The organism is Bacteroides caccae, assembly GCF_002222615.2.
GTDB classification, from domain to species: Bacteria; Bacteroidota; Bacteroidia; order Bacteroidales; family Bacteroidaceae; genus Bacteroides; species Bacteroides caccae.
The window spans coordinates 2,634,891-2,655,331 of record NZ_CP022412.2 but is presented as its reverse complement, the minus strand read 5'-3'; the positions used below and the strand labels follow the sequence as shown (position 1 = coordinate 2,655,331).

Annotated in this window: 19 protein-coding genes and 1 pseudogene; 13 read left to right on the top strand and 7 right to left on the bottom strand. The window is 43.6% G+C overall.

Annotated features, from left to right (window positions below):
• Positions 1 to 25: 25 nt before the first annotated feature.
• The 5 genes from cysC to CGC64_RS10390 all read right to left on the bottom strand — a co-directional run bounded on the left by cysC (position 26) and on the right by CGC64_RS10390 (position 4,675).
• Entirely contained in the window at positions 26 to 634 is a 609-nt protein-coding gene (gene cysC, locus CGC64_RS10410; RefSeq protein ID WP_005677884.1) for an adenylyl-sulfate kinase, read from the bottom strand.
• A 16-nt stretch (positions 635 to 650) separates the two neighbouring features.
• A complete protein-coding gene (locus CGC64_RS10405; protein ID WP_005677882.1) occupies positions 651 to 2,204 on the bottom strand; it encodes an SLC13 family permease in 1,554 nt (517 codons plus the stop codon).
• Between the two features lie 11 nt (positions 2,205 to 2,215).
• A complete protein-coding gene (cysQ, locus tag CGC64_RS10400; RefSeq protein ID WP_005677880.1) occupies positions 2,216 to 3,040 on the bottom strand; it encodes a 3'(2'),5'-bisphosphate nucleotidase CysQ in 825 nt (274 codons plus the stop codon).
• Positions 3,041 to 3,291: 251 nt separating this feature from the next.
• Positions 3,292 to 3,786, bottom strand: a complete 495-nt coding sequence (locus tag CGC64_RS10395; protein ID WP_005680639.1) for an SPOR domain-containing protein — start codon at positions 3,784 to 3,786, stop codon at positions 3,292 to 3,294.
• Between the two features lie 115 nt (positions 3,787 to 3,901).
• Entirely contained in the window at positions 3,902 to 4,675 is a 774-nt protein-coding gene (locus tag CGC64_RS10390) for an SDR family oxidoreductase (RefSeq protein WP_005677877.1), read from the bottom strand.
• A 200-nt stretch (positions 4,676 to 4,875) separates the two neighbouring features.
• On the opposite strand from CGC64_RS10390, the gene CGC64_RS10385 reads away from it, so the two are divergent.
• The 3 genes from CGC64_RS10385 to CGC64_RS10375 are packed head-to-tail and all read left to right on the top strand — an operon-like array spanning position 4,876 to position 5,741.
• Entirely contained in the window at positions 4,876 to 5,085 is a 210-nt protein-coding gene (locus CGC64_RS10385; RefSeq protein WP_005677876.1) for a YtxH domain-containing protein, read from the top strand.
• A 32-nt stretch (positions 5,086 to 5,117) separates the two neighbouring features.
• Complete coding sequence (locus CGC64_RS10380; protein ID WP_005677875.1) at positions 5,118 to 5,480, top strand: phage holin family protein; 363 nt, start codon at positions 5,118 to 5,120, stop codon at positions 5,478 to 5,480.
• Positions 5,481 to 5,483: 3 nt separating this feature from the next.
• Positions 5,484 to 5,741, top strand: coding sequence for a hypothetical protein (locus tag CGC64_RS10375; protein ID WP_005677874.1), 258 nt, complete (start codon positions 5,484 to 5,486; stop codon positions 5,739 to 5,741).
• Between the two features lie 563 nt (positions 5,742 to 6,304).
• Here the strand turns inward: CGC64_RS10375 and CGC64_RS10370 are convergent.
• Positions 6,305 to 7,276 carry a type I phosphomannose isomerase catalytic subunit gene (locus CGC64_RS10370; RefSeq protein WP_005677873.1) on the bottom strand — a complete coding sequence of 324 codons (972 nt, stop codon included), beginning with the start codon at positions 7,274 to 7,276 and terminating at the stop codon, positions 6,305 to 6,307.
• Between the two features lie 255 nt (positions 7,277 to 7,531).
• Between CGC64_RS10370 and CGC64_RS10365 the strand changes: the two genes are divergently transcribed.
• From CGC64_RS10365 to galK, 3 genes are read left to right on the top strand one after another with little or no spacing between them, the layout of a single operon-like run.
• On the top strand, positions 7,532 to 8,629 hold the full coding sequence (locus CGC64_RS10365; protein WP_005677872.1) for an aldose epimerase family protein: 1,098 nt from the start codon (positions 7,532 to 7,534) through the stop codon (positions 8,627 to 8,629).
• 51 nt (positions 8,630 to 8,680) lie between these two features.
• Complete coding sequence (locus tag CGC64_RS10360) at positions 8,681 to 9,991, top strand: sugar MFS transporter (RefSeq protein WP_005677870.1); 1,311 nt, start codon at positions 8,681 to 8,683, stop codon at positions 9,989 to 9,991.
• A 45-nt stretch (positions 9,992 to 10,036) separates the two neighbouring features.
• Positions 10,037 to 11,191 (top strand): galactokinase, encoded by a 1,155-nt coding sequence (gene galK / locus CGC64_RS10355; protein WP_005677869.1) that lies wholly within the window; start codon positions 10,037 to 10,039, stop codon positions 11,189 to 11,191.
• 109 nt (positions 11,192 to 11,300) lie between these two features.
• On the opposite strand, the gene CGC64_RS10350 is transcribed toward galK, so the two are convergent.
• Positions 11,301 to 13,283: an alpha-L-arabinofuranosidase C-terminal domain-containing protein gene (locus tag CGC64_RS10350; protein WP_005677868.1), complete on the bottom strand. Its 1,983-nt coding sequence runs from the start codon at positions 13,281 to 13,283 to the stop codon at positions 11,301 to 11,303.
• Positions 13,284 to 13,572: 289 nt separating this feature from the next.
• On the opposite strand from CGC64_RS10350, the gene CGC64_RS10345 reads away from it, so the two are divergent.
• The 7 genes and pseudogenes from CGC64_RS10345 to CGC64_RS10315 form a co-directional block, all read left to right on the top strand.
• Positions 13,573 to 13,782, top strand: a complete 210-nt coding sequence (locus CGC64_RS10345) for a hypothetical protein (RefSeq protein WP_005677867.1) — start codon at positions 13,573 to 13,575, stop codon at positions 13,780 to 13,782.
• Between the two features lie 25 nt (positions 13,783 to 13,807).
• Positions 13,808 to 15,502: a sodium:solute symporter gene (locus CGC64_RS10340; RefSeq protein ID WP_032855177.1), complete on the top strand. Its 1,695-nt coding sequence runs from the start codon at positions 13,808 to 13,810 to the stop codon at positions 15,500 to 15,502.
• A 28-nt stretch (positions 15,503 to 15,530) separates the two neighbouring features.
• A complete protein-coding gene (locus tag CGC64_RS10335) occupies positions 15,531 to 16,208 on the top strand; it encodes an NUDIX hydrolase (RefSeq protein ID WP_005677865.1) in 678 nt (225 codons plus the stop codon).
• Between the two features lie 5 nt (positions 16,209 to 16,213).
• Entirely contained in the window at positions 16,214 to 16,897 is a 684-nt protein-coding gene (locus CGC64_RS10330) for an L-ribulose-5-phosphate 4-epimerase (protein ID WP_005677864.1), read from the top strand.
• Between the two features lie 36 nt (positions 16,898 to 16,933).
• Positions 16,934 to 18,460, top strand: coding sequence for an L-arabinose isomerase (gene araA, locus CGC64_RS10325; protein WP_005677863.1), 1,527 nt, complete (start codon positions 16,934 to 16,936; stop codon positions 18,458 to 18,460).
• A 21-nt stretch (positions 18,461 to 18,481) separates the two neighbouring features.
• Positions 18,482 to 20,080 carry a xylulokinase gene (locus CGC64_RS10320; protein WP_005677862.1) on the top strand — a complete coding sequence of 533 codons (1,599 nt, stop codon included), beginning with the start codon at positions 18,482 to 18,484 and terminating at the stop codon, positions 20,078 to 20,080.
• 114 nt (positions 20,081 to 20,194) lie between these two features.
• Positions 20,195 to 20,377, top strand: a pseudogene (locus CGC64_RS10315) (alpha-L-arabinofuranosidase C-terminal domain-containing protein); the annotation flags it as partial.
• Positions 20,378 to 20,441 lie beyond the last annotated feature (64 nt).

Genomic DNA, 20,441 nt, shown 5'->3' with positions numbered 1-20,441 from the left:
CTAAAATAATGATTTTATTCTTCTACTAAACACTTCTTTTTACTTTGGGCAAAACCAGCTCCAACAAGCAATTCACCGATTCTTCCAGTGTCAGTTTGGAAGTATCCAATGACAATGCCGGATGTTCGGGAACCTCAAACGGTGCAGAAATTCCGGTAAAATTCCGGATTTCCCCCTTACGTGCCTTGGCATAAAGCCCTTTCACATCTCGTTTCTCGCACTCCTCCAACGGGGTACTCACAAAAATCTCCAGAAAGTCATCCTTACCGATAATATTTGCAGCCATTTCCCGGATATCGTTATTAGGACTGATGAATGCCGCAATTGTAATAATGCCACTATCCAAAAAGAGCTTTGAGACCTCAGCTATGCGACGGATATTCTCCACCCGGTCAGTTTCGGAAAATCCGAGGTTATTATTGATACCACTACGAATATTATCCCCGTCAAGGATACGGCAAAGCAATCCTCGCTTATGAAGTTCACGCTCCAGTGCGATAGCAATCGTACTTTTGCCCGATCCGCTCAATCCGGTAAACCAGATCATCACACTATGTTGCCCCAAAAGTTCCTCTTTGTCCTGCCGTGTCATCATGCGGTCAAATATAGGATATATATGATTCTTTTCTTCCATTTATAAATTCGTTTTATTAAAAGTTCCAGATCATCGGAATCAGAATAACAGAGATTATAAAGGTTATGATATTGAGCGGCAAACCGATACGAACAAAGTCCATAAATTTATAGTTGCCGATACCTTGCACAATCAGATTAGTCTGATAACCGATAGGTGTAGAGAAACTGGCTGAAGCAGCCATACAGATCACAACAAAGAAAGGCGTCGGACTGACTCCCAACTGCGCTGCAATCGACAGGGCCAATGGGAATGCCAATGCTGCCGCCGCATTATTCGTAATCAACTCCGTAAACAGGTTCGTGATGATAAACAACATGGCAAGCAACACGTGCGGACCGTAATCATCGCTCAACCCGATAATGAACTTCGCAACACTATCAGCCACTCCCGAATTCACCATAGCCTTACTGATTGCAAATGCACAAGCAATCGTAATCAAGATATCCCACGAAATGTATTTTGTATATTTACGGGCAGGAAACAGGTTCGTCCACGCCATAACAATGGTGGTGATAGACACAAAAAAGAACATATCCAGTTTGATATCCGGAAACATCTCTTTTGTCACCGGCAATTCACCGATCGTAGCACCGACAATCATCAACACCAATAAAATCAGAGCTAGCCAGCGTTTTTTCTTTCCTGCGGTATCAGGGTCATTTCCGTTTGTCAGCAACACAAACACAGAAGACTCCCCCCATGTAGGAATAAAGGTATCATCAGCCATTACAACAAGCGTATCTCCTTCACGTAGCACCACTTCATTCAGATTAGTTACGAACCGCTGTCCGCTACGTGTCTTGATCTCCTTTACTTCCGCTCCATAATGACGCTGGAAATTAAAATCACTCAACTTCTTATTGATACCGGGGAAACGTGCCCCTAACACCGCTTCCACCCGATGCAATTTCTCCCCCTCTTCCATTTCCTCATCCGGCACAGCCGTATCAGGACGAGCATCCGGCAAAAGTCGTTTGGAGAAAAGGAAAAGATAAACAATTCCGGCAACAGCAATAAAAATGCCGACCTTTCCCAGTTCGAACATGGAGAAACCTTCAAAACCGGCTTCTAAAATCATTCCGTGCACTACCAGATTGGTAGAAGTACCGATCAACGTACAAATACCACCAAGAATAGTCACATAAGAAAGAGGAATCAGGAATTTTGTTGCCGGGAGATTAACCGATTTCGCCCAATGTTTGATAATCGGGGCGAAGATAACCACAACAGGAGTATTATTCAGGAAAGCGGAAATGAAAGCCACCGAAGGTAAGATACGCAACTGTGCTTTAAACACCGACGTCTTGCCCTGTGGAAGCAATTTCTTTATCACTTGCCCTAATGTACCCGATTGGCGGATACCTTCACTTACCAGAAACAGTAGGGCAACGGTAATCATGCCCTTATTACTGAACCCTTCCAGCATTTCTTTCGGGGTCAGAATACCGGCACACAAAAACAAGACCACTACCGAAAAAAGTATCATGCCCGGACGCATTTTGTCAGCGACCAAAGCAGCTACCATTCCTAATAACGACAACAGTACAAATACAATTTCAAATGTCATATAAACATTAATTAGTGTTTTCTTTTTGGCTCGACGATAAACCACGGATTCAATAAATCCTCCTTGTTATATCGTAGAGGTTCGTCCTTTCCGGCTTGATACACTTCCATTCCGGCGGCACGCGCTATCGCATGTCCGGCAGCTGTATCCCACTCCATTGTCGGAGCGAAACGCGGATACACATCCGCACTACCTTCTGCAACCAGACAGATTTTAATGGAACTTCCACTTGATATCAGTTCGACACTGCCATGTTTCTTCTTCAAGTCAGCGATATATGTTTCCGTTTCAGGTGACAGGTGCGAACGTGAAGCAACAACAATAAAATGATCACGTACATCCTCTAAAGGCATCAGCTCCGACTCTTTTATCATCTGTTGTAATGTCGTCCCTTTCCCTACCGGAGCGACAATACCGGAGCACTTATAGGCTCCTATACCTTCCACAGCAAAGTAAAGCACTCTCTTTACAGGCACATAAATAACGCCTAACACAGGTACTGAATTCTGCACCAGGGCTATATTTACCGTAAATTCTCCATTGTGTTTAATAAATTCCTTTGTTCCATCCAGAGGGTCAACAATCCACAAAGTATCCCATTTGCGGCGAACCTCATAATCCAGATGCTTTCCTTCTTCACTAAGAACAGGAAAAGGAGTATCGTTCAAAATAGCCACAATCGCTTCGTGCGCTTTCCTGTCTGCTATTGTCAGAGGAGAATTATCAGCCTTTCTCTCTATCTCGAAGTCCGATGCCGGATCATCATAAATAGAAAGTATGTTTTCACCGGCTTTCAATGCTGCATCGATAGCAGCCATTACATATTTTTGTTCCATTTAATTCCTTTATTAACACCTCACTAATATCAAGGCTGTAAATCCTCTAAATTAAGAGTTGACAAAAGTAAAAACTTTCTTTGCTATAAAAGTTTCCCCACCTACATTTATAACTTCTTTTAGTAGAATGATAAAAATATCTAAACGAAACATCATTTTCTCTCTCAACAAAAAAGCAGTAACTTCCCAGTTACCGCCTTCTTATTCGGAAAAAACGTTGGTTCTTCCCAATATATATTACCAAAAAGAAATCAATATACACGATACAGCAACCAAGCGCCTTGGAAATCCGAACGATTCGGATACTTAGCCTTGAAAGCATCGCGAGCGTCAGCAGCAGCAGCCTTATCAGCAAATGAGCTAACTATTACACGATACATTGCCTTATCAGCGTTAAATGCGATTGTAGCCTGATAACCTTGTGCATCCAGCCAATCTTTCAATCCTTCGGCATTTGCTTTTACACCAAAGCTACCGGCCACTACACTATAATCTTTCAAACCGTCATTACCGGAAACAACTGTCACCTTTTCCTGACGTACACCCGATGTATCTGCTACTTTAGGTGTTGTCACAGGAGCTGCCACTACCGGAGTCACCTCAACCGGAGCTTCCACTTGCGGTTCTGCCAGTTCTTGCTGTTTTGCTTTCTCGTAAGCCTTCTTATAGGCGCTTTCGCTGGATTTACAAGATGCAAAAGCAAGCACCAAGCACACTCCCATTCCTAATACGACCAATTTTCTCATATTCCTATACTCTGTTTTAATTAATAATTCATGTTCTCGTCTATCAATATTCAGTTTCGGGCAACAAAATAATAGAAATTTTATCATCCGGCAAAGAAATCCGGCGAAAAAACGCTTATTCGGACTTTTTCTTATAAGAAATCGTTCCTGTTGCCTGATTAGTCGGCATTAAAAGCACTTCCGCAATCTGAATATGTTCGGGAGCCGAAGCAGCGAAGTAAACTGTCTCAGCCACATCCTCTCCGGTCAACGGGCGAATTCCTTTGTAGAAATTATCAGCCGCCTGCTTGTCACCCCGGTAACGCACCACCGAGAAGTTGGTTTCCACCATACCCGGTTTGATATTCGTCACTCTCAGCGGAGTATCCACCAGATCAATCCGAAGTCCGTCCGAAAGGGCCTTTACAGCAGCCTTAGTCGCACAGTACACACTTCCCCCGGGGTAAGCCGCATCACCTGCAATAGAACCGATATTGATCACATGCCCCCGCCCGCGCTCTATCATACCGGGAACCACAAGACGCGTCATCGTCAACAATCCCTTTATATTCGTGTCAATCATGATGTCCCACTCGTCCAGACTACCCTCGAACTCTTTATCCACTCCGATCACCAGTCCGGCATTGTTAATCAACAGATCAATCGTTTTCCAGTCCGCCGGCAAGTTTTCCAGTGCAGCCTTCACCTGTTCACGGTCACGTACATCACAAATAAGCGGCCTTGTCACCAGTTTAGGACACTCCATTTCCAACTCATATATCAGCTTCTCCAACTTTGAAGTATCACGGGCATTCAAAATCAAATTCCAACCTTCTTTGGCAAACTTACAGGCACAAGCTTTACCAATTCCGCTAGTTGCACCAGTAATTAAAACAGTTTTTATTTCCATTATGTTTAAATTATAAATACTGAATGACAAAAGTACGCCTTAACTTCCATTGGTTAGTCTCCAAAGTCCGTTAAATAAGATTAAACCATAAAAGAAAAAAAGAAATATAAAACTATGCACTTTTTTTTAGTTTTACTGAACAACCTTAGAAGAAAAATGTTATATTTGTTGTATCATAATCATTTTAAACATTATACATTATGAAAGGATTGAATGTTTTAGCAGCTTTTTTGGGTGGTGCAGCCGTAGGCGCAGCCCTTGGTATTCTATTTGCTCCTGAAAAAGGAGAAGATACCCGTCACAAGATCGCCGAGATTCTTCGTAAAAAAGGGATTAAGCTCAACCGTAGTGAAATGGAAAATCTCGTGGACGAGATTGCAGCCGAAATGAAAGGAGAAATAGCAGAGTAAGTGAGTAACCAAGGATTTAAAACAGAGCGACCATGTTTGCAGACGATAAAAGTATTGAGAATTTTCAGCAGTTATTTTTCGAGTTCAAGAAATATTTAGAACTTCAAAAAGAATACACCAAATTAGAGTTAACGGAAAAACTGACTATCCTGTTTTCAACGTTAATCATGGTATTAGTACTTATCATCTTAGGCATGGTAGCCCTGTTTTACCTGCTTTTTGCTCTGGCTTATGTATTAGAACCATTGGTAGGCGGCCTTATGGCAAGTTTTGCCATTATAGCAGGCATCAACGTTCTGCTCATCGCTCTTGTTATTATTTTCCGCAAGCAACTCATCATATCTCCTATGGTGAACTTCCTTGCCAATTTATTTTTAACTGATTCAAATAAATAAATTATGAGTGCGCAAACACCACAGAAATTCACATTAGAAGAAATATCCCTACGCAAAAAGAAGCTTTTGAATGAGATACATGCCCAGAAAAAAGCAATGACAGCCACAACACGCGAGATATTTGCCCCCATTGCTCCAGCTAACAACAAGGCAGATGCTATCATGCGTTCATTCAATACGGGCATGGCTATATTCGACGGTGTGATGTTGGGGGTCAAAGTTATGAGGAAGGTGCGCACGTATTTCAGGAATTTAAGATAATTCGATCTTCTCATTAAGTAGAAGTATATACTTCAGTAACACATTTCAATGTGAGCGAGTACAGTAAGTATACTTTTTCAGGCCTTCCCCTACACACGCACACATGTTATAGTAATATAGAAAAAACGAATAAAACGGCGGAAACTCATAACAACCGTTGTCTATTACCCTTCAAACAAGTTATTCCGAATTTTTAGCTATTATAGAAAATAGATACTTGACATAAGTATTTTGGAAACTGAACTTTAAGTTACATTATTAGGTTCTTCTTCAAATTTAGTGGTAATTTGAAGAAGAACTCATTATTATATACATGCGTGTGTGTGTATGTGGAAAAGCCTGAAAAGGTGTATTTACTGTATTTATGTCTGCAAAATAAAGCGGCGTTATTTAACTGCTAAAGCACAGCTTTAGAGATTGTAAAGCTATGCTTTAGCAGTCATGAAGCACAGCTTTCTAAAATTCTTCCGAAATATGAGATATTATAAAAAAGGCTTCCAACCCGTGGAAGCCTTATGCTTGTCGAAGTAACAACTTCATCTCAATGAAGCTGAAATATCCTTTTATACGTAAGTCTCCAGCAACTTCACGTTTGCACTTTCAGGAGTAATAGTAATATCCTGAGTGGTAGCGGGGAGCAAAATAGACTCTCCGGCATTTACTGTCAGTTCGTTGCCTTCATTGTCCACCATTTTGCATGAGCCTTCCATGCAAATAAAAATAACGAATGAATCGAGTTCCGAATAGTCACAACTGATTTCTTCGGTCATGTCATACAAAGAAGTGGTGAAATAAGGGCAGGCAACCAACTCTACCGGTTCATCCTTCAACGGTTCGTATTTGGTACGATAATCATCCAATACTTCGTAGTTAATAGCTTCACGGGCCAAATCGGTGTGGAGTTCACGTGTTTTGCCGTTCGCATCTTTACGGTTGAAGTCGTAGATACGGTAAGTGATGTCGGAAGTTTGCTGAATTTCAGCGATGAACGCCCCCGCACCAATGCTGTGTACACGTCCCGCAGGAAGGAAGAAAACATCTCCCGGATGAATCTCGTACTCTTGCAGCACATCGGTAATCGTATTGTTCAATACGCGTTCTTTATATTCTTTCGGAGTAATCTGTTCAGAAAATCCCGAACGCAATTTAGCTCCTTTGTCAGCATCTACCACATACCACATTTCTGTTTTACCCATTGAGTTGTGACGTTTTTTCGCAAGGTCATCGGCCGGGTGTACCTGAATGGACAAATCCTGCTTGGCATCAATAAACTTAATGAGTAATGGAAATTTGTTTCCGAAACGGGCATAATTCGCTTCACCTACCAGTTCCTCGCGATACCTTCTCACCATGTCGGCAAGGGTTAAACCTTTATCCGGGCCATTGGCCACTACGGATTCATTGTCCTCAACGCCGGAAATTTCCCAGCTTTCTCCTACTCCTTTCAAGTCTGAATTCAAATGCTTGAACGGAATAATTTTGTCGCCCCCCCAAAGCGTCTGCTTCAGAATTGGTTCGAATTTTAATGGATACATTTTTGTTTTTCTTGTTATAAACTTAGATTAAATTCGCTCGGATTGCATGAATCCGGGAGCAAACATACAAAAAATAGTTTAGTTTTAAGAAAAGGACGATAAAAATCTTTTTGAAAAAAAACATACCAAAAAGAATAGGAACATTAAAGTAATAACGCTAAACTTTCCTAAAGCACCTGCTATATTTAGTCCGAATAATTTGTGAGTAAGAAAGAATTTGCCTTTATTTGCAGGAAAATTTTAATAATACCAGACATGAATAACACATTCCCAACAGAGGGAAATCTTTCAGGGCTCAGCCGGAAAGATTTTCAAAAGGATATAAATGATAAAAAAACAGATTTATTTATCCTTAAAAACAAAAAGGGAATGGAAGTGGCCGTAACGAATTACGGGTGCGCCATTCTTTCGATTATGGTACCGGACAAAAACGGTAAGTATGCTAATGTGATTCTCGGACACGACAGCATTGACCATGTAATCAACAGCCCGGAACCTTTCCTGAGTACAACTATCGGACGTTATGGCAACCGTATCGCCAAAGGAAAATTCACCTTGTTCGGCGAAGAACATGAACTCACAATCAACAACGGCCCTAACTCCTTGCACGGAGGACCTACCGGTTTCCACGCCCGTGTATGGGACGCTATCCAGATTGATGAAAGCACCGTGCAATTCAATTATGTTTCTGCCGACGGCGAAGAGGGATTCCCCGGTAATCTGGAAGTAGAAATGACCTACCGACTGGAAAATGAAGTGAATGCACTGACTATCGAATACCGCGCCACTACTGACAAAGCAACGGTTGTAAACCTCACTAACCACGGTTTCTTCAACCTCGCCGGCATCTCCAATCCGACTCCTACCGTCAACAACAACATCGTTACTATCAACGCTGATTTCTATACACCTATCGATGAAGTTTCTATCCCAACCGGAGAAATCGCCAAAGTGGAAGGAACTCCTATGGACTTCCGCACTCCGCATACCGTAGGCGAACGTATCGACGATAAATTCCAGCAATTGATATTCGGTGCCGGATACGACCACTGCTACGTATTGAACAAAACAGAAAGCGGTTCGCTCGACCTCGCCGCTACCTGCAAAGATCCTGAAAGCGGCCGTATCATGGAAGTATACACTACCGAAGCAGGCGTGCAACTTTATACAGGCAACTGGCTGAACGGATTCGAAGGCGCACACGGCGCTACATTCCCGGCAAGAAGCGCTATCTGTTTTGAAGCACAATGTTTCCCGGATACTCCGAACAAACCGCATTTCCCGTCGGCTACCCTGCTGCCGGGTGATGAATACCAACAAATCACAGTTTACAAATTTGATGTAGAAGAATAACAACTAAAAAATAACTAACCTAATTTTATAAACTAACATTTTTTTTGAACCATGACACAAGAAAAAAAGAATGGAAAAATCATTGCAATCATTACGATGATTTTCCTTTTCGGTATGATTTCATTTGTTACCAACCTCGCTGCTCCTATGGGTATCGTGTTGAAAAACCAGTTCGACGTATCGAACGCACTAGGTATGCTAGGAAACTTCGGAAACTTCATCGCGTATGCAGTAATGGGTATTCCGAGCGGCATCTTGTTGCAACGCGTTGGATATAAGAAGACTGCACTGATCGCAGTAGCTATCGGTTTTGTAGGCGTAGGTATCCAGTTCTTATCCGGCCATTCAAGCCCGGAAATGGCTTTCGCCGTTTATTTGATCGGTGCATTCGTTGCAGGTTTCTCTATGTGTTTGCTCAACACTGTAGTAAACCCGATGTTGAACAAATTGGGTGGTGAAGGTAACAAAGGTAACCAACTTATCCAGGTGGGTGGCTCTTTCAACTCTGTAATGGCTACCATTACTCCGATGTTCGTTGGTATCCTGATCGCCGGTTCTATCGAAAAAGCTACTATTTCCCAGATTTTCCCTGTAATGTATACAGCAATGGCCGTGTTTGCTTTCGCATTCTTCGTACTTTTATTTGTACGTATTCCGGAACCGAATGCTGCTACCACAACAGAACCGATCAGCACATTGATGAAAGGTGCTTTGAAGTTCCGCCACTTTGTATTAGGTGCTATCGCTATCTTTGTATACGTAGGTATTGAAGTAGGCGTACCGGGTACTCTGAACCTGTTCCTTACCGACCCTGTAGAAAAAGGCGGTGCCGGCATTGCTTCTACTATCTCCGGTTTCGTGGTAGGAACTTATTGGTTCCTGATGTTGGTCGGTCGTCTGGCAGGTGCTTCACTTGGCGCTAAAATCTCCAGTAAAGCGATGCTTACTTTTACATCTGCTCTGGGATTAATTTTAGTATTCCTTGCTATCTTCTCCTCCACAGGAACATTGGTTAACTTGCCCGTACTCCAACAAGGTGAGACAGGCGGTTTGTCATTCGGTTTTGCCGAAGTTCCTATCAACGCAATGTACCTGGTATTAGTCGGTTTCTGTACTTCTATCATGTGGGGTGGTATCTTCAACCTTGCTGTAGAAGGATTGGGTAAATATCTTGCTGCTGCTTCCGGTCTGTTTATGGTACTGGTTTGCGGTGGAGGTATCCTGCCTGTACTTCAGGGCTGGGTAGCTGATGTTGCCGGTTTCATGCCAAGTTACTGGGTAATCATTGCTGCTTTGGCATATTTGCTGTACTACGGTCTGGTAGGTTGCAAAAATGTCAATAAAGATATTCCGGTAGAATAATCTATTACTGAACTCAATTTATTCACCTTATAAAATTAAATTATCATGGATATAGAACACGTAAGAAGTCGCTTCATTAAACATTTCGATGGTACTACAGGATTTATATATGCCTCTCCGGGACGTATTAACCTGATTGGCGAACACACTGACTACAACGGCGGATTCGTATTTCCGGGTGCAGTAGACAAAGGTATGATTGCCGAAATCAAACCGAACGGTACTGATAAAGTAAGAGCTTATTCTATCGACTTGAAAGATTATGTAGAATTCGGTCTGAACGAAGAAGACGCTCCACGCGCAAGCTGGGCAAGATATATCTTCGGTGTATGCCGTGAAATGATTAAACGCGGCGTAGACGTAAAAGGATTCAATACTGCTTTCTCCGGTGATGTGCCTCTGGGTGCAGGTATGTCTTCTTCTGCTGCCTTGGAAAGTACGTATGCTTTTGCATTGAACGAACTGTTCGGTGAAAACAAGATTGATAAGTTCGAACTGGCTAAAGTGGGTCAGGCTACTGAACACAATTACTGTGGTGTGAACTGCGGTATCATGGACCAGTTTGCTTCCGTATTCGGTAAAGCAGGCAGCTTGATCCGTCTGGATTGCCGTTCACTGGAATATCAGTATTTCCCATTCCACCCGGAAGGCTATCGTCTGGTTTTAATGGATTCGGTTGTTAAACACGAACTGGCTTCTTCTGCTTACAACAAACGCCGCCAGAGCTGCGAAGCTGCTGTTGCCGCTATCCAGAAGAAACATCCGCACGTTGAATTCCTGCGCGACTGTACTATGGAAATGTTGGAAGAAGCTAAGGCTGACATCAGCGATGAAGATTATATGCGTGCAGAATACGTAATCGAAGAAATCCAACGCGTACTCGATGTTTGCGATGCTCTGGAGAAAGATGATTACGAAACTGTAGGTCAGAAGATGTACGAAACTCATCACGGCATGAGCAAGCTGTACGAAGTAAGCTGTGAAGAACTCGACTTCCTGAACGACTGCGCTAAAGAATACGGTGTAACCGGTTCACGCGTTATGGGTGGCGGATTCGGCGGTTGTACTATCAACCTTGTTAAAGACGAATTGTATGACAACTTCGTTGAAAAGACAAAAGAAGCATTCAAAGCTAAATTCGGCAGAAGCCCGAAAGTGTATGACGTGGTAATCGGTGACGGTTCACGCAGATTGGAATAAGAAATTATCCAATATAAATAATCAAGAAGGGCGGTTTCCATTACGGAAGCCGCCCTTTCTTTTCAATTAACAATTAAGACTTAAATCTATTATCTAACAAACCTTATCGTCATTTCTTTGTAAATTTATAAACAGCAAAAGTATTCGGTTCCTGCTCGGTTGTAAACACATGACCTTCAACAGACACCGCAGTTTCTTGAGGAGTGATGGCAAAAGGTTGTTCAAGCGTATTATCCTTATCCAAATCAAGTGAACGAAGCTTGATGCAGCGGCCATTCGATAATACGTCTTGTTTCTTCAATCCGGCAAAGTTCAAAGAGATTGACTGGGCAGTATTTGAAGTATTGGCAACCTTTACAATCAGTTCATTCTTGTCCTTATCGTATACGGCACTGGCAAAGAGCCCATTCTGCCCTTCGGCTCCTGTCACACTTTTCTTGTTCATGGTAAGCGGAAGCACATTAGTTCCTTTATTTTGAGCATACAGTTGCTGTACATAATAGCTTACAGTACGCACGGAATTCAGGTTGTCAAACCAGATCATATCCGGGCGCCACTGCCAACCTTCCACATGGGCGAAAAGAGGAGCATAGGTAGCCATATGCACAATATCTGCGTTACGCTCCAATCCGGTCATAAAAGCGGCTTCAAGCAGAGCAGCATTGAAATGATTCCATTTCTTGCCCTTTCCGTGGCAGGCATATTCGCCGGCAAAGACTTTCGGCCCCTTACGGTCGTAATTATCATAACGCGCCCCCTGAGCCAGAAACCAGCTTTCGGGCCGATAAAAATGTTCGTCTACCAAATCGGCTTTCAGACGCTTCATTTCAGGCCATAGGTAATCAAAGTCTTTTCCTTCGGAATTCGGGCCGGAACTTCCTACAATCTTGATTTCCGGATGAACTTTGCGAATAGCTTTGATAAACGGTTCGAGGCGTTCGGGGTACTCTTCTCCCCACTGTTCGTTCCCAATACCGATAAATTCCAGATTGAAAGGCGCCGGATGTCCCATATCGGCACGTACTTTTCCCCAAGTTGTATTTATATCACCATTGGCAAATTCTATAAGGTCGAGCGCATCCTGAATATAACTATCCAAGTCGCAAACAGCGACATGAGCCTTCGGGTCACTATTCTGATATTGACAGGACAATCCGCAATTCAAAATAGGAAGCGGTGCCGCCCCCATTTCCTCGGACAACAGGAAGTATTCATAAAATCCCAATCCGTAGCTTTGGTAATAATCAGGGAAGAAACGGTGGGTAAACGTATATTGCCAGCGATTCTCATTCAAAGGACGATTCTCTACCGGACCTACCGACTTCTTCCAGTCATAACGGGTTGCCAAATCCGTCCCTTCCACAATACAACCGCCGGGGAAACGGAAGACTCCCGGATGAATATCTGCCAACGCTTGGGCCAGATCTTTACGAAGTCCGTTTTCATGCCCTTTCCAGGTATCTACCGGAAAAAGAGAAATGTGTTCCAAATCTACGGTTCCTTTAGAGGTAAGGAAAATGCGGAGCACTGCTTTAGGATTTGTGGCACCGGGTTTCAGAATTATCTGATATTTTTTCCATTCTTTTGAATCAATCGCAAGACTCTGTGTGGCAAAAGCCTGGTGCTCGCCCATTGATTTGGTATCGACCAATTCAATACGTAATGTTGCTTTCGTACCTCCCTGTGGCAATCGTGCCCAGACGGAGAAACGATACTCCTCTCCTTCTTTGACGCCGACACCGAAGAAACCTTCGTTGTCAAGTCCGGTATGTTTATGCCCATGTCCCGGGTCGGAAAGGCGTACATAATGAGGATTGCGTTCAAAAGGGCCGTCATCCTGCAATGTTACTTTTCCATAAGTCTTCCACCCCATTAGGTGTTGGGGGAACTCGAATGAACGGTTCTTGACCAATTCGGCATAAAGTCCGCCGTCAGCAGCATAATTAATATCCTCAAAAAAGAGCCCGTACATGGTAGGTTGGATTTCTGCTCCCAACTTTCGGGTTTGAATCACCATTTCATTGGTTTGCGCATGAAGTGCCATTCCGGCAGACAAGGCTAATACAGCCAAGATTTCTGTGTATCTTCTCATGGTTCTTAATAAAAAAAATTATATCTAGTTATGAATGCAAAGATAATCAGAATCCTAATTCACTCTTTGCCCGATCCCACCATTAACAGGCGTTTATCAGTCAAAAAGGACCAATTTCCATTCATTTGCATGATTTCCTAGCTATGACACGTCATTTATAATACGAATTCATATAAAAAATACCTTTTATGCTGCACAACATACAAGAGTGTATTTGATACACCAAACCAAAGTGTTACTTTTACACCCAAAACAAGATAAGTATCTCATTTACATTAAAAATAAAACCATGAAAAAACATTTCTTACTTGCAGGAATTGCCGTGCTAATGCTAGTTGCACGCAATAACAAGCCGGCTTCCGAGCTGACTTCCCCGGAAAGCGGTATCACAGTAGAAGTATACACCAACGAACCGGGTATTCAGGCCTATACAGACAATTTCCTCCCGGGACAAACTTATAACAGTGAATGTATTTTCAAATTTTCCGTAGAGAAATAATATTAACTTATAAATCAGATTTATTGTGGAAGCATTAGATTGGCTAGTAATCGGAGTCTTTTTTCTGGCTCTTATCGGTATTATAGTTTGGGTAGTCAGACAAAAGCAGAATGACTCTGCAGATTATTTTTTGGGTGGACGCGACGCAACATGGCTCGCGATCGGTGCCTCTATTTTCGCATCAAACATCGGTTCGGAACACTTGATCGGTCTGGCCGGAGCCGGAGCCTCAAGTGGTATGGCTATGGCACACTGGGAAATTCAAGGTTGGATGATTTTGATTCTGGGGTGGGTATTCGTTCCTTTCTACACAAGAAGCATGGTATATACCATGCCGGAATTTCTGGAACGCCGTTACAATCCCCAATCACGTACAATCTTGTCGGTTATCTCTTTGGTTAGTTATGTGTTGACTAAGGTAGCTGTTACGGTATATGCCGGAGGTCTGGTATTCCAACAGGTATTTGGTATCAAAGAATTGTGGGGTATCGACTTTTTCTGGATTGCTGCCATAGGGCTGGTGGTATTGACCGCACTCTATACGATCTTCGGAGGTATGAAATCGGTGCTTTATACTTCCGTTCTTCAAACCCCTATCCTATTGTTGGGTTCATTAATCATACTTGTCCTCGGTTTTAAGGAATTAGGCGGTTGGGACGAAATGATGAGAGTTTGCGGAGCAGTTACCATTAATGATTACGGTGATACAATGACAAACTTGATCCGTAGCAATGATGACGCGAATTTCCCCTGGCTGGGTGCTTTGATCGGTTCTGCCATTATCGGTTTCTGGTACTGGTGCACTGACCAGTTTATCGTACAGCGCGTGCTCTCCGGAAAGAACGAAATGGAAGCCCGCCGTGGTACTATCTTCGGTGCTTACCTGAAACTGTTGCCTGTATTTCTGTTCCTGATTCCGGGTATGATTGCGTTCGCATTACACCAGAAATATATCGGTGCCGGTGGTGAAGGTTTTCTTCCGATGCTCGAAAACGGAACCGCAAATGCCGACGCTGCATTCCCGACATTGGTAGCCAAATTACTTCCTGCCGGTGTAAAAGGTCTGGTGGTATGTGGTATTCTGGCTGCTTTGATGAGTTCTCTGGCTTCTTTGTTCAATTCGTCAGCGATGTTGTTCACTATCGACTTCTACAAACGTTTCAGACCGCAGACTTCGGAAAAGAAACTGGTCGGTATCGGACAGGTTGCTACTGTGGTAATCGTTATCCTGGGTATCCTCTGGATTCCTATCATGCGTAGCGTAGGCGATGTACTTTATACCTACTTGCAAGACGTTCAATCAGTATTGGCTCCGGGCATTGCCGCTGCCTTCTTACTGGGCATCTGCTGGAAACGTACTTCTGCGCAAGGAGGTATGTGGGGATTGATTTCCGGTATGGTGATCGGTCTGACCCGTCTCGGTGCAAAGGTATATTACAGCAATGCAGGTGAAGTGGCAGATTCTACATTCAAATATTTGTTCTATGATATGAACTGGCTGTTCTTCTGCGGTTGGATGTTCCTGTTCTGCATTATCGTTGTGATTGTAGTCAGTCTGGCAACAGAAGCTCCCACTGCCGAAAAGATTCAGGGACTGGTATTCGGTACAGCTACTAAAGAACAAAAGGCTTCCACACGTGCAAGCTGGAATCACTGGGATATTATCCACACGGTGATCATCCTGGCTATCACGGGGGCATTCTACTGGTATTTCTGGTAATTAAATAAAAACTCATATCAACAAAACAATGAATAACTATTATAGCTCAAATCCGACCTTCTACATCGGTATCGACTGCATTATCTTTGGTTTTAGCGAAGGCGAAATAAGCCTGTTACTGCTGAAAAGAAACTTCGAACCGGCAATGGGCGAATGGTCATTAATGGGAGGATTCGTACAAAAAGACGAAAGTGTGGACGACGCAGCCAAACGTGTATTGGCAGAACTTACGGGATTAGAGAATGTATATATGGAACAAGTGGGAACCTTCGGAGCCATTGACCGCGATCCGGGAGAACGGGTTATCTCTGTTGCTTACTATGCATTAATCAACATCAATGAGTATGACCGCAAACTGGTTCAGAAGCACAATGCCTACTGGGTGAACATCAACGAACTTCCGGAATTAATCTTCGACCACCCGCAAATGGTGGAGAAAGCACGGAAACTGATGCAACAGAAAGCATCGGTAGAGCCGATCGGGTTCAATCTGCTACCGAAACTCTTTACGTTATCCCAACTGCAAAGCTTATACGAGGCCATTTACGGCGAAGCAATGGACAAGCGGAATTTCCGCAAACGTGTTGCCGAAATGGATTATATAGAAAAGACTGATAAAATTGACAAACTGGGTTCCAAACGTGGTGCCGCCTTGTATAAGTTTAACAGCAGGGCATATCGCAAAGACCCGAAATTCAAATTATAATCAATATGCTGGAAGAACTAAAAGAAAAAGTATTTCATGCCAATCTTGAGTTGGTAAAGCATGGATTAGTCATCTTCACCTGGGGCAATGTTTCTGCTATCGACCGTGAAACGGGACTGGTAGTAATCAAGCCCAGTGGCGTAAGTTATGATGATATGAAAGCAGAAGATATGGTAGTAGTGGATTTGGAAGGCAAAGTCGTCGAAGGGCGGCTGAAGCCTTCCTCCGATACCCCTACTCACGTAGTACTTTACAAAGCATTCCCGGAAATCGGAGGAGTCGTACACACCCACTCTACTTATGCTACCGCATGGGCACAAGCCGGATGCGACATTCCGAATATCGGAACAACTCATGCCGATTATTTCCACGACGCTATCCCCTGTACGGCCGATATGACGGAAGCAGAAGTAAAAGGGGCCTACGAACTGGAAACCGGAAATGTTATTGTGAAACGTTTTGAAGGATTGAATCCCGTACATACACCGGGAGTACTGGTCAAAAACCACGGTCCTTTCTCCTGGGGAAAAAACGCACAGGATGCAGTACACAACGCGGTAGTTATGGAGCAAGTAGCCAAAATGGCAAGTATCGCTTATACCGTAAATCCGAATTTAACAATGAACCCGCTGCTGATAGAAAAGCATTTCAGCCGCAAGCATGGTCCGAATGCATATTACGGACAATAAACAACTAAAATTATAACTCAAAAATTAAATAGAGATATGAACGCATTTGATCAATATGAAGTATGGTTCGTAACAGGAGCACAGCTTTTGTACGGAGGTGACGCAGTAATCGCAGTAGACGCACATTCTAACGAAATGGTAAATGGATTGAATGAATCCGGTAAACTACCTGTAAAAGTAGTGTATAAAGGAACAGCCAATTCTTCTAAAGAAGTGGAGACTGTTTTCAAAGCAGCCAATAATGATGAAAAATGTATTGGTGTCATCACATGGATGCATACTTTCTCTCCGGCAAAAATGTGGATTCACGGTTTGCAACAGTTGAAGAAACCGTTGATGCACCTGCATACTCAGTTCAATAAGGAGATCCCCTGGGACACAATGGATATGGACTTCATGAACTTGAACCAATCGGCTCACGGTGACCGCGAATTCGGCCATATCTGCACCCGTATGCGTATCCGCCGTAAAGTGGTGGTAGGTTACTGGAAAGACGAAAACACGCTGCACAAGATCGCTGTCTGGATGCGTGTATGTGCAGGCTGGGCAGATTCACAGGATATGCTGATTATCCGTTTCGGCGACCAGATGAATAATGTGGCTGTAACCGACGGAGACAAGGTAGAAGCCGAGCAACGTATGGGTTATCACGTAGACTATTGTCCGGTAAGCGAACTAATGGAATACCACAAAGAAATCAAAGCCGCTGATGTGGATGCATTGGTAGCGACGTATTTCAAGGAATACGATCATGAATCTTCTCTGGAAGACAAATCGACGGAAGCTTATCAGAAAGTATGGAACGCCGCAAAAGCAGAATTAGCTCTCCGCGCTATCCTGAAAGCTAAAGGGGCCAAAGGCTTCACTACCAACTTTGACGACTTGGGCGACCTGGAACATAATGGTTTCGACCAAATCCCGGGACTGGCTTCTCAACGCCTTATGGCAGAAGGTTATGGATTCGGCGCTGAAGGTGACTGGAAATCGGCTGCTCTTTATCGTACCGTATGGGTAATGAATCAGGGACTTCCGAAGGGATGTTCTTTCCTCGAAGACTATACATTGAATTTCGACGGTGCTCAAAGTTCTATCCTGCAATCGCACATGTTGGAAGTTTGTCCGCTCATCGCAGCCAACAGACCGCGTCTGGAAGTACACTTCCTCGGCATAGGTATCCGCAAGAGCCAGACTGCCCGCCTTGTATTCACCTCAAAAGTAGGTACAGGATGTACTGCTACCGTAGTGGATCTGGGCAACCGTTTCCGCCTGATTGTAAACGATGTGGAATGCATCGAACCGAAACCGCTTCCTAAATTACCGGTTGCTTCCGCACTTTGGATTCCGATGCCCGACTTTGAAGTAGGTGCAGGTGCATGGATTCTCGCCGGTGGAACTCACCACTCTTGCTTCTCTTACGACCTGACAGCCGAATATTGGGAAGATTATGCTGAGATCGCAGGGATTGAAATGGTACATATCAACAAAGATACCACAATCAGCTGCTTCAAGAAAGAACTGCGCATGAATGAGGTTTATTATATGTTGAATAAAGCACTTTGCTAAACCTTAAATAGTGATTTCGACATGAAATTAGATGCTAAATCAACAATAGAAACAGGCAAAGCCATTCTGGGTATAGAGCTCGGTTCAACACGAATCAAAGCAGTTCTGATAGACCGGGAAAACAGGCCTATTGCCCAAGGCAGTCACACTTGGGAAAATCAGTTAGTCGACGGGCTTTGGACGTACAGTATTGAATCCATTTGGTCCGGATTGCAAGATTGCTACGCTGACCTTCGTTCGAATGTGAAGAAGTTATATGACGGCATAGAAATCGAGAGTCTGGCGGCTATCGGCGTCAGTGCCATGATGCATGGTTATATGCCATTCAACGAGAAAGAGGAAATTCTCGTGCCTTTCCGTACTTGGAGAAACACCAATACAGGCCGGGCGGCAGCAGAACTATCGGAGCTATTTGTCTATAACATCCCTCTGAGGTGGAGCATTTCCCACTTGTACCAAGCTATCCTGAACAACGAAACGCATGTCAAAGATATCAAATTCCTGACAACCCTTGCAGGTTATGTACATTGGCAAATAACAGGTGAAAAAGTATTGGGCATAGGAGATGCATCGGGAATGCTCCCCATAGACCCGGCTACCAACAACTATTCTACTGAAATGGTGGAGAAGTTCGACAATCTGATTGCTCCTAAAGAATATAACTGGAAACTTGAGAATATTTTGCCCAAAGTACTGTCGGCAGGCGAAAACGCCGGTGTCCTTACACCGGAAGGCAGCAGAAAGCTCGACGTATCCGGTCATTTGAAGGCAGGAATACCGGTCTGTCCGCCGGAAGGAGATGCCGGTACCGGCATGGTTGCAACCAATGCAGTCAAGCAGCGTACCGGAAACGTATCGGCAGGTACTTCCTCATTCTCCATGATTGTATTGGAGAAAGAGTTGTCAAAACCCTACGAAATGATCGACATGGTTACAACTCCTGACGGAAGCCTCGTAGCCATGGTACACTGCAACAACTGTACATCCGACCTCAACGCATGGGTCAACCTGTTCAAAGAATATCAGGAACTCCTGGGTATCCCCGTAAATATGGATGAGATTTACAGCAAGCTCTACAATATTGCCCTCACAGGTGATACTGACTGCGGAGGTCTCCTCTCATACAATTACATTTCAGGAGAACCTGTAACGGGACTTGCCGAGGGAAGACCATTGTTTATACGTTCGGCAAATGATAAGTTCAGCCTGGCAAACTTTATGCGGACTCATTTATATGCCTCGGTCGGAGTTCTCAAGATTGGCAACGATATCCTGTTCAACGATGAAAAAGTCAAAGTAGACAGAATTACAGGACACGGAGGACTATTCAGAACAAAGGGAGTAGGCCAAAGAATACTTGCGGCAGCTATCAACTCACCGATTTCAGTCATGGAAACAGCCGGTGAAGGCGGCGCCTGGGGTATTGCCCTATTGGGTTCTTACCTTGTGAACAATGAAAAGAAACAATCCCTTGCCGATTTTCTGGATGAAAATGTATTTGCCGGCGACGCGGGTATCGAGGTATCACCTACGCCCGAAGATGTAGCCGGCTTTAACGCATACATCGAAAGCTACAAGGCAGGATTGCCTATTGAGGAAGCAGCTGTCAGATTCAAATAAAATTTTCTGCCAAAGTCAAACAAGTTTGCAAAACGCCCGCTAATTGTGCGGGCTGATTTTGCAAGCTTGTCAAATCGATGCTAAAAGCCAGCGGGCGTAAATCACGGTTAATCCGGGAAATATAAAAGCGAAAAAGCAGTCGGCGAAATCCTTACTTCGGCAAATCTGACTGAACACAATTCTTTTGAAAATCCTAATATTGTAAAACCGGCACCCTTCAAAGAGGTAAAAATCAATAAAGGCACAATGAAGGTGAAACTTCCTGCTAAATCTATTGTTACATTAGAGTTACAGTAATTTAAGGGCAAATACTTATTGTACCACAAACAAAAAGACTGTTGAATTGGTAATAAAAAAGATA

Excerpts from the sequence above, each read along its gene's own strand:
- CGC64_RS10320 (WP_005677862.1), top strand. The coding sequence starts at position 18,482 with ATGAAATTAGATGCTAAATCAACAATAGAAACAGGCAAAGCCATTCTG.
- CGC64_RS10345 (WP_005677867.1), top strand. The coding sequence starts at position 13,573 with ATGAAAAAACATTTCTTACTTGCAGGAATTGCCGTGCTAATGCTAGTT.
- CGC64_RS10395 (WP_005680639.1), bottom strand. The coding sequence starts at position 3,786 with ATGAGAAAATTGGTCGTATTAGGAATGGGAGTGTGCTTGGTGCTTGCT.
- CGC64_RS10390 (WP_005677877.1), bottom strand. The coding sequence starts at position 4,675 with ATGGAAATAAAAACTGTTTTAATTACTGGTGCAACTAGCGGAATTGGT.
- cysC (WP_005677884.1), bottom strand. The coding sequence starts at position 634 with ATGGAAGAAAAGAATCATATATATCCTATATTTGACCGCATGATGACA.
- CGC64_RS10330 (WP_005677864.1), top strand. The coding sequence starts at position 16,214 with ATGCTGGAAGAACTAAAAGAAAAAGTATTTCATGCCAATCTTGAGTTG.
- araA (WP_005677863.1), top strand. The coding sequence starts at position 16,934 with ATGAACGCATTTGATCAATATGAAGTATGGTTCGTAACAGGAGCACAG.
- CGC64_RS10380 (WP_005677875.1), top strand. The coding sequence starts at position 5,118 with ATGTTTGCAGACGATAAAAGTATTGAGAATTTTCAGCAGTTATTTTTC.
- CGC64_RS10360 (WP_005677870.1), top strand. The coding sequence starts at position 8,681 with ATGACACAAGAAAAAAAGAATGGAAAAATCATTGCAATCATTACGATG.
- CGC64_RS10375 (WP_005677874.1), top strand. The coding sequence starts at position 5,484 with ATGAGTGCGCAAACACCACAGAAATTCACATTAGAAGAAATATCCCTA.
- CGC64_RS10365 (WP_005677872.1), top strand. The coding sequence starts at position 7,532 with ATGAATAACACATTCCCAACAGAGGGAAATCTTTCAGGGCTCAGCCGG.
- CGC64_RS10335 (WP_005677865.1), top strand. The coding sequence starts at position 15,531 with ATGAATAACTATTATAGCTCAAATCCGACCTTCTACATCGGTATCGAC.
- CGC64_RS10385 (WP_005677876.1), top strand. The coding sequence starts at position 4,876 with ATGAAAGGATTGAATGTTTTAGCAGCTTTTTTGGGTGGTGCAGCCGTA.
- CGC64_RS10350 (WP_005677868.1), bottom strand. The coding sequence starts at position 13,283 with ATGAGAAGATACACAGAAATCTTGGCTGTATTAGCCTTGTCTGCCGGA.
- CGC64_RS10370 (WP_005677873.1), bottom strand. The coding sequence starts at position 7,276 with ATGTATCCATTAAAATTCGAACCAATTCTGAAGCAGACGCTTTGGGGG.
- galK (WP_005677869.1), top strand. The coding sequence starts at position 10,037 with ATGGATATAGAACACGTAAGAAGTCGCTTCATTAAACATTTCGATGGT.
- CGC64_RS10405 (WP_005677882.1), bottom strand. The coding sequence starts at position 2,204 with ATGACATTTGAAATTGTATTTGTACTGTTGTCGTTATTAGGAATGGTA.
- cysQ (WP_005677880.1), bottom strand. The coding sequence starts at position 3,040 with ATGGAACAAAAATATGTAATGGCTGCTATCGATGCAGCATTGAAAGCC.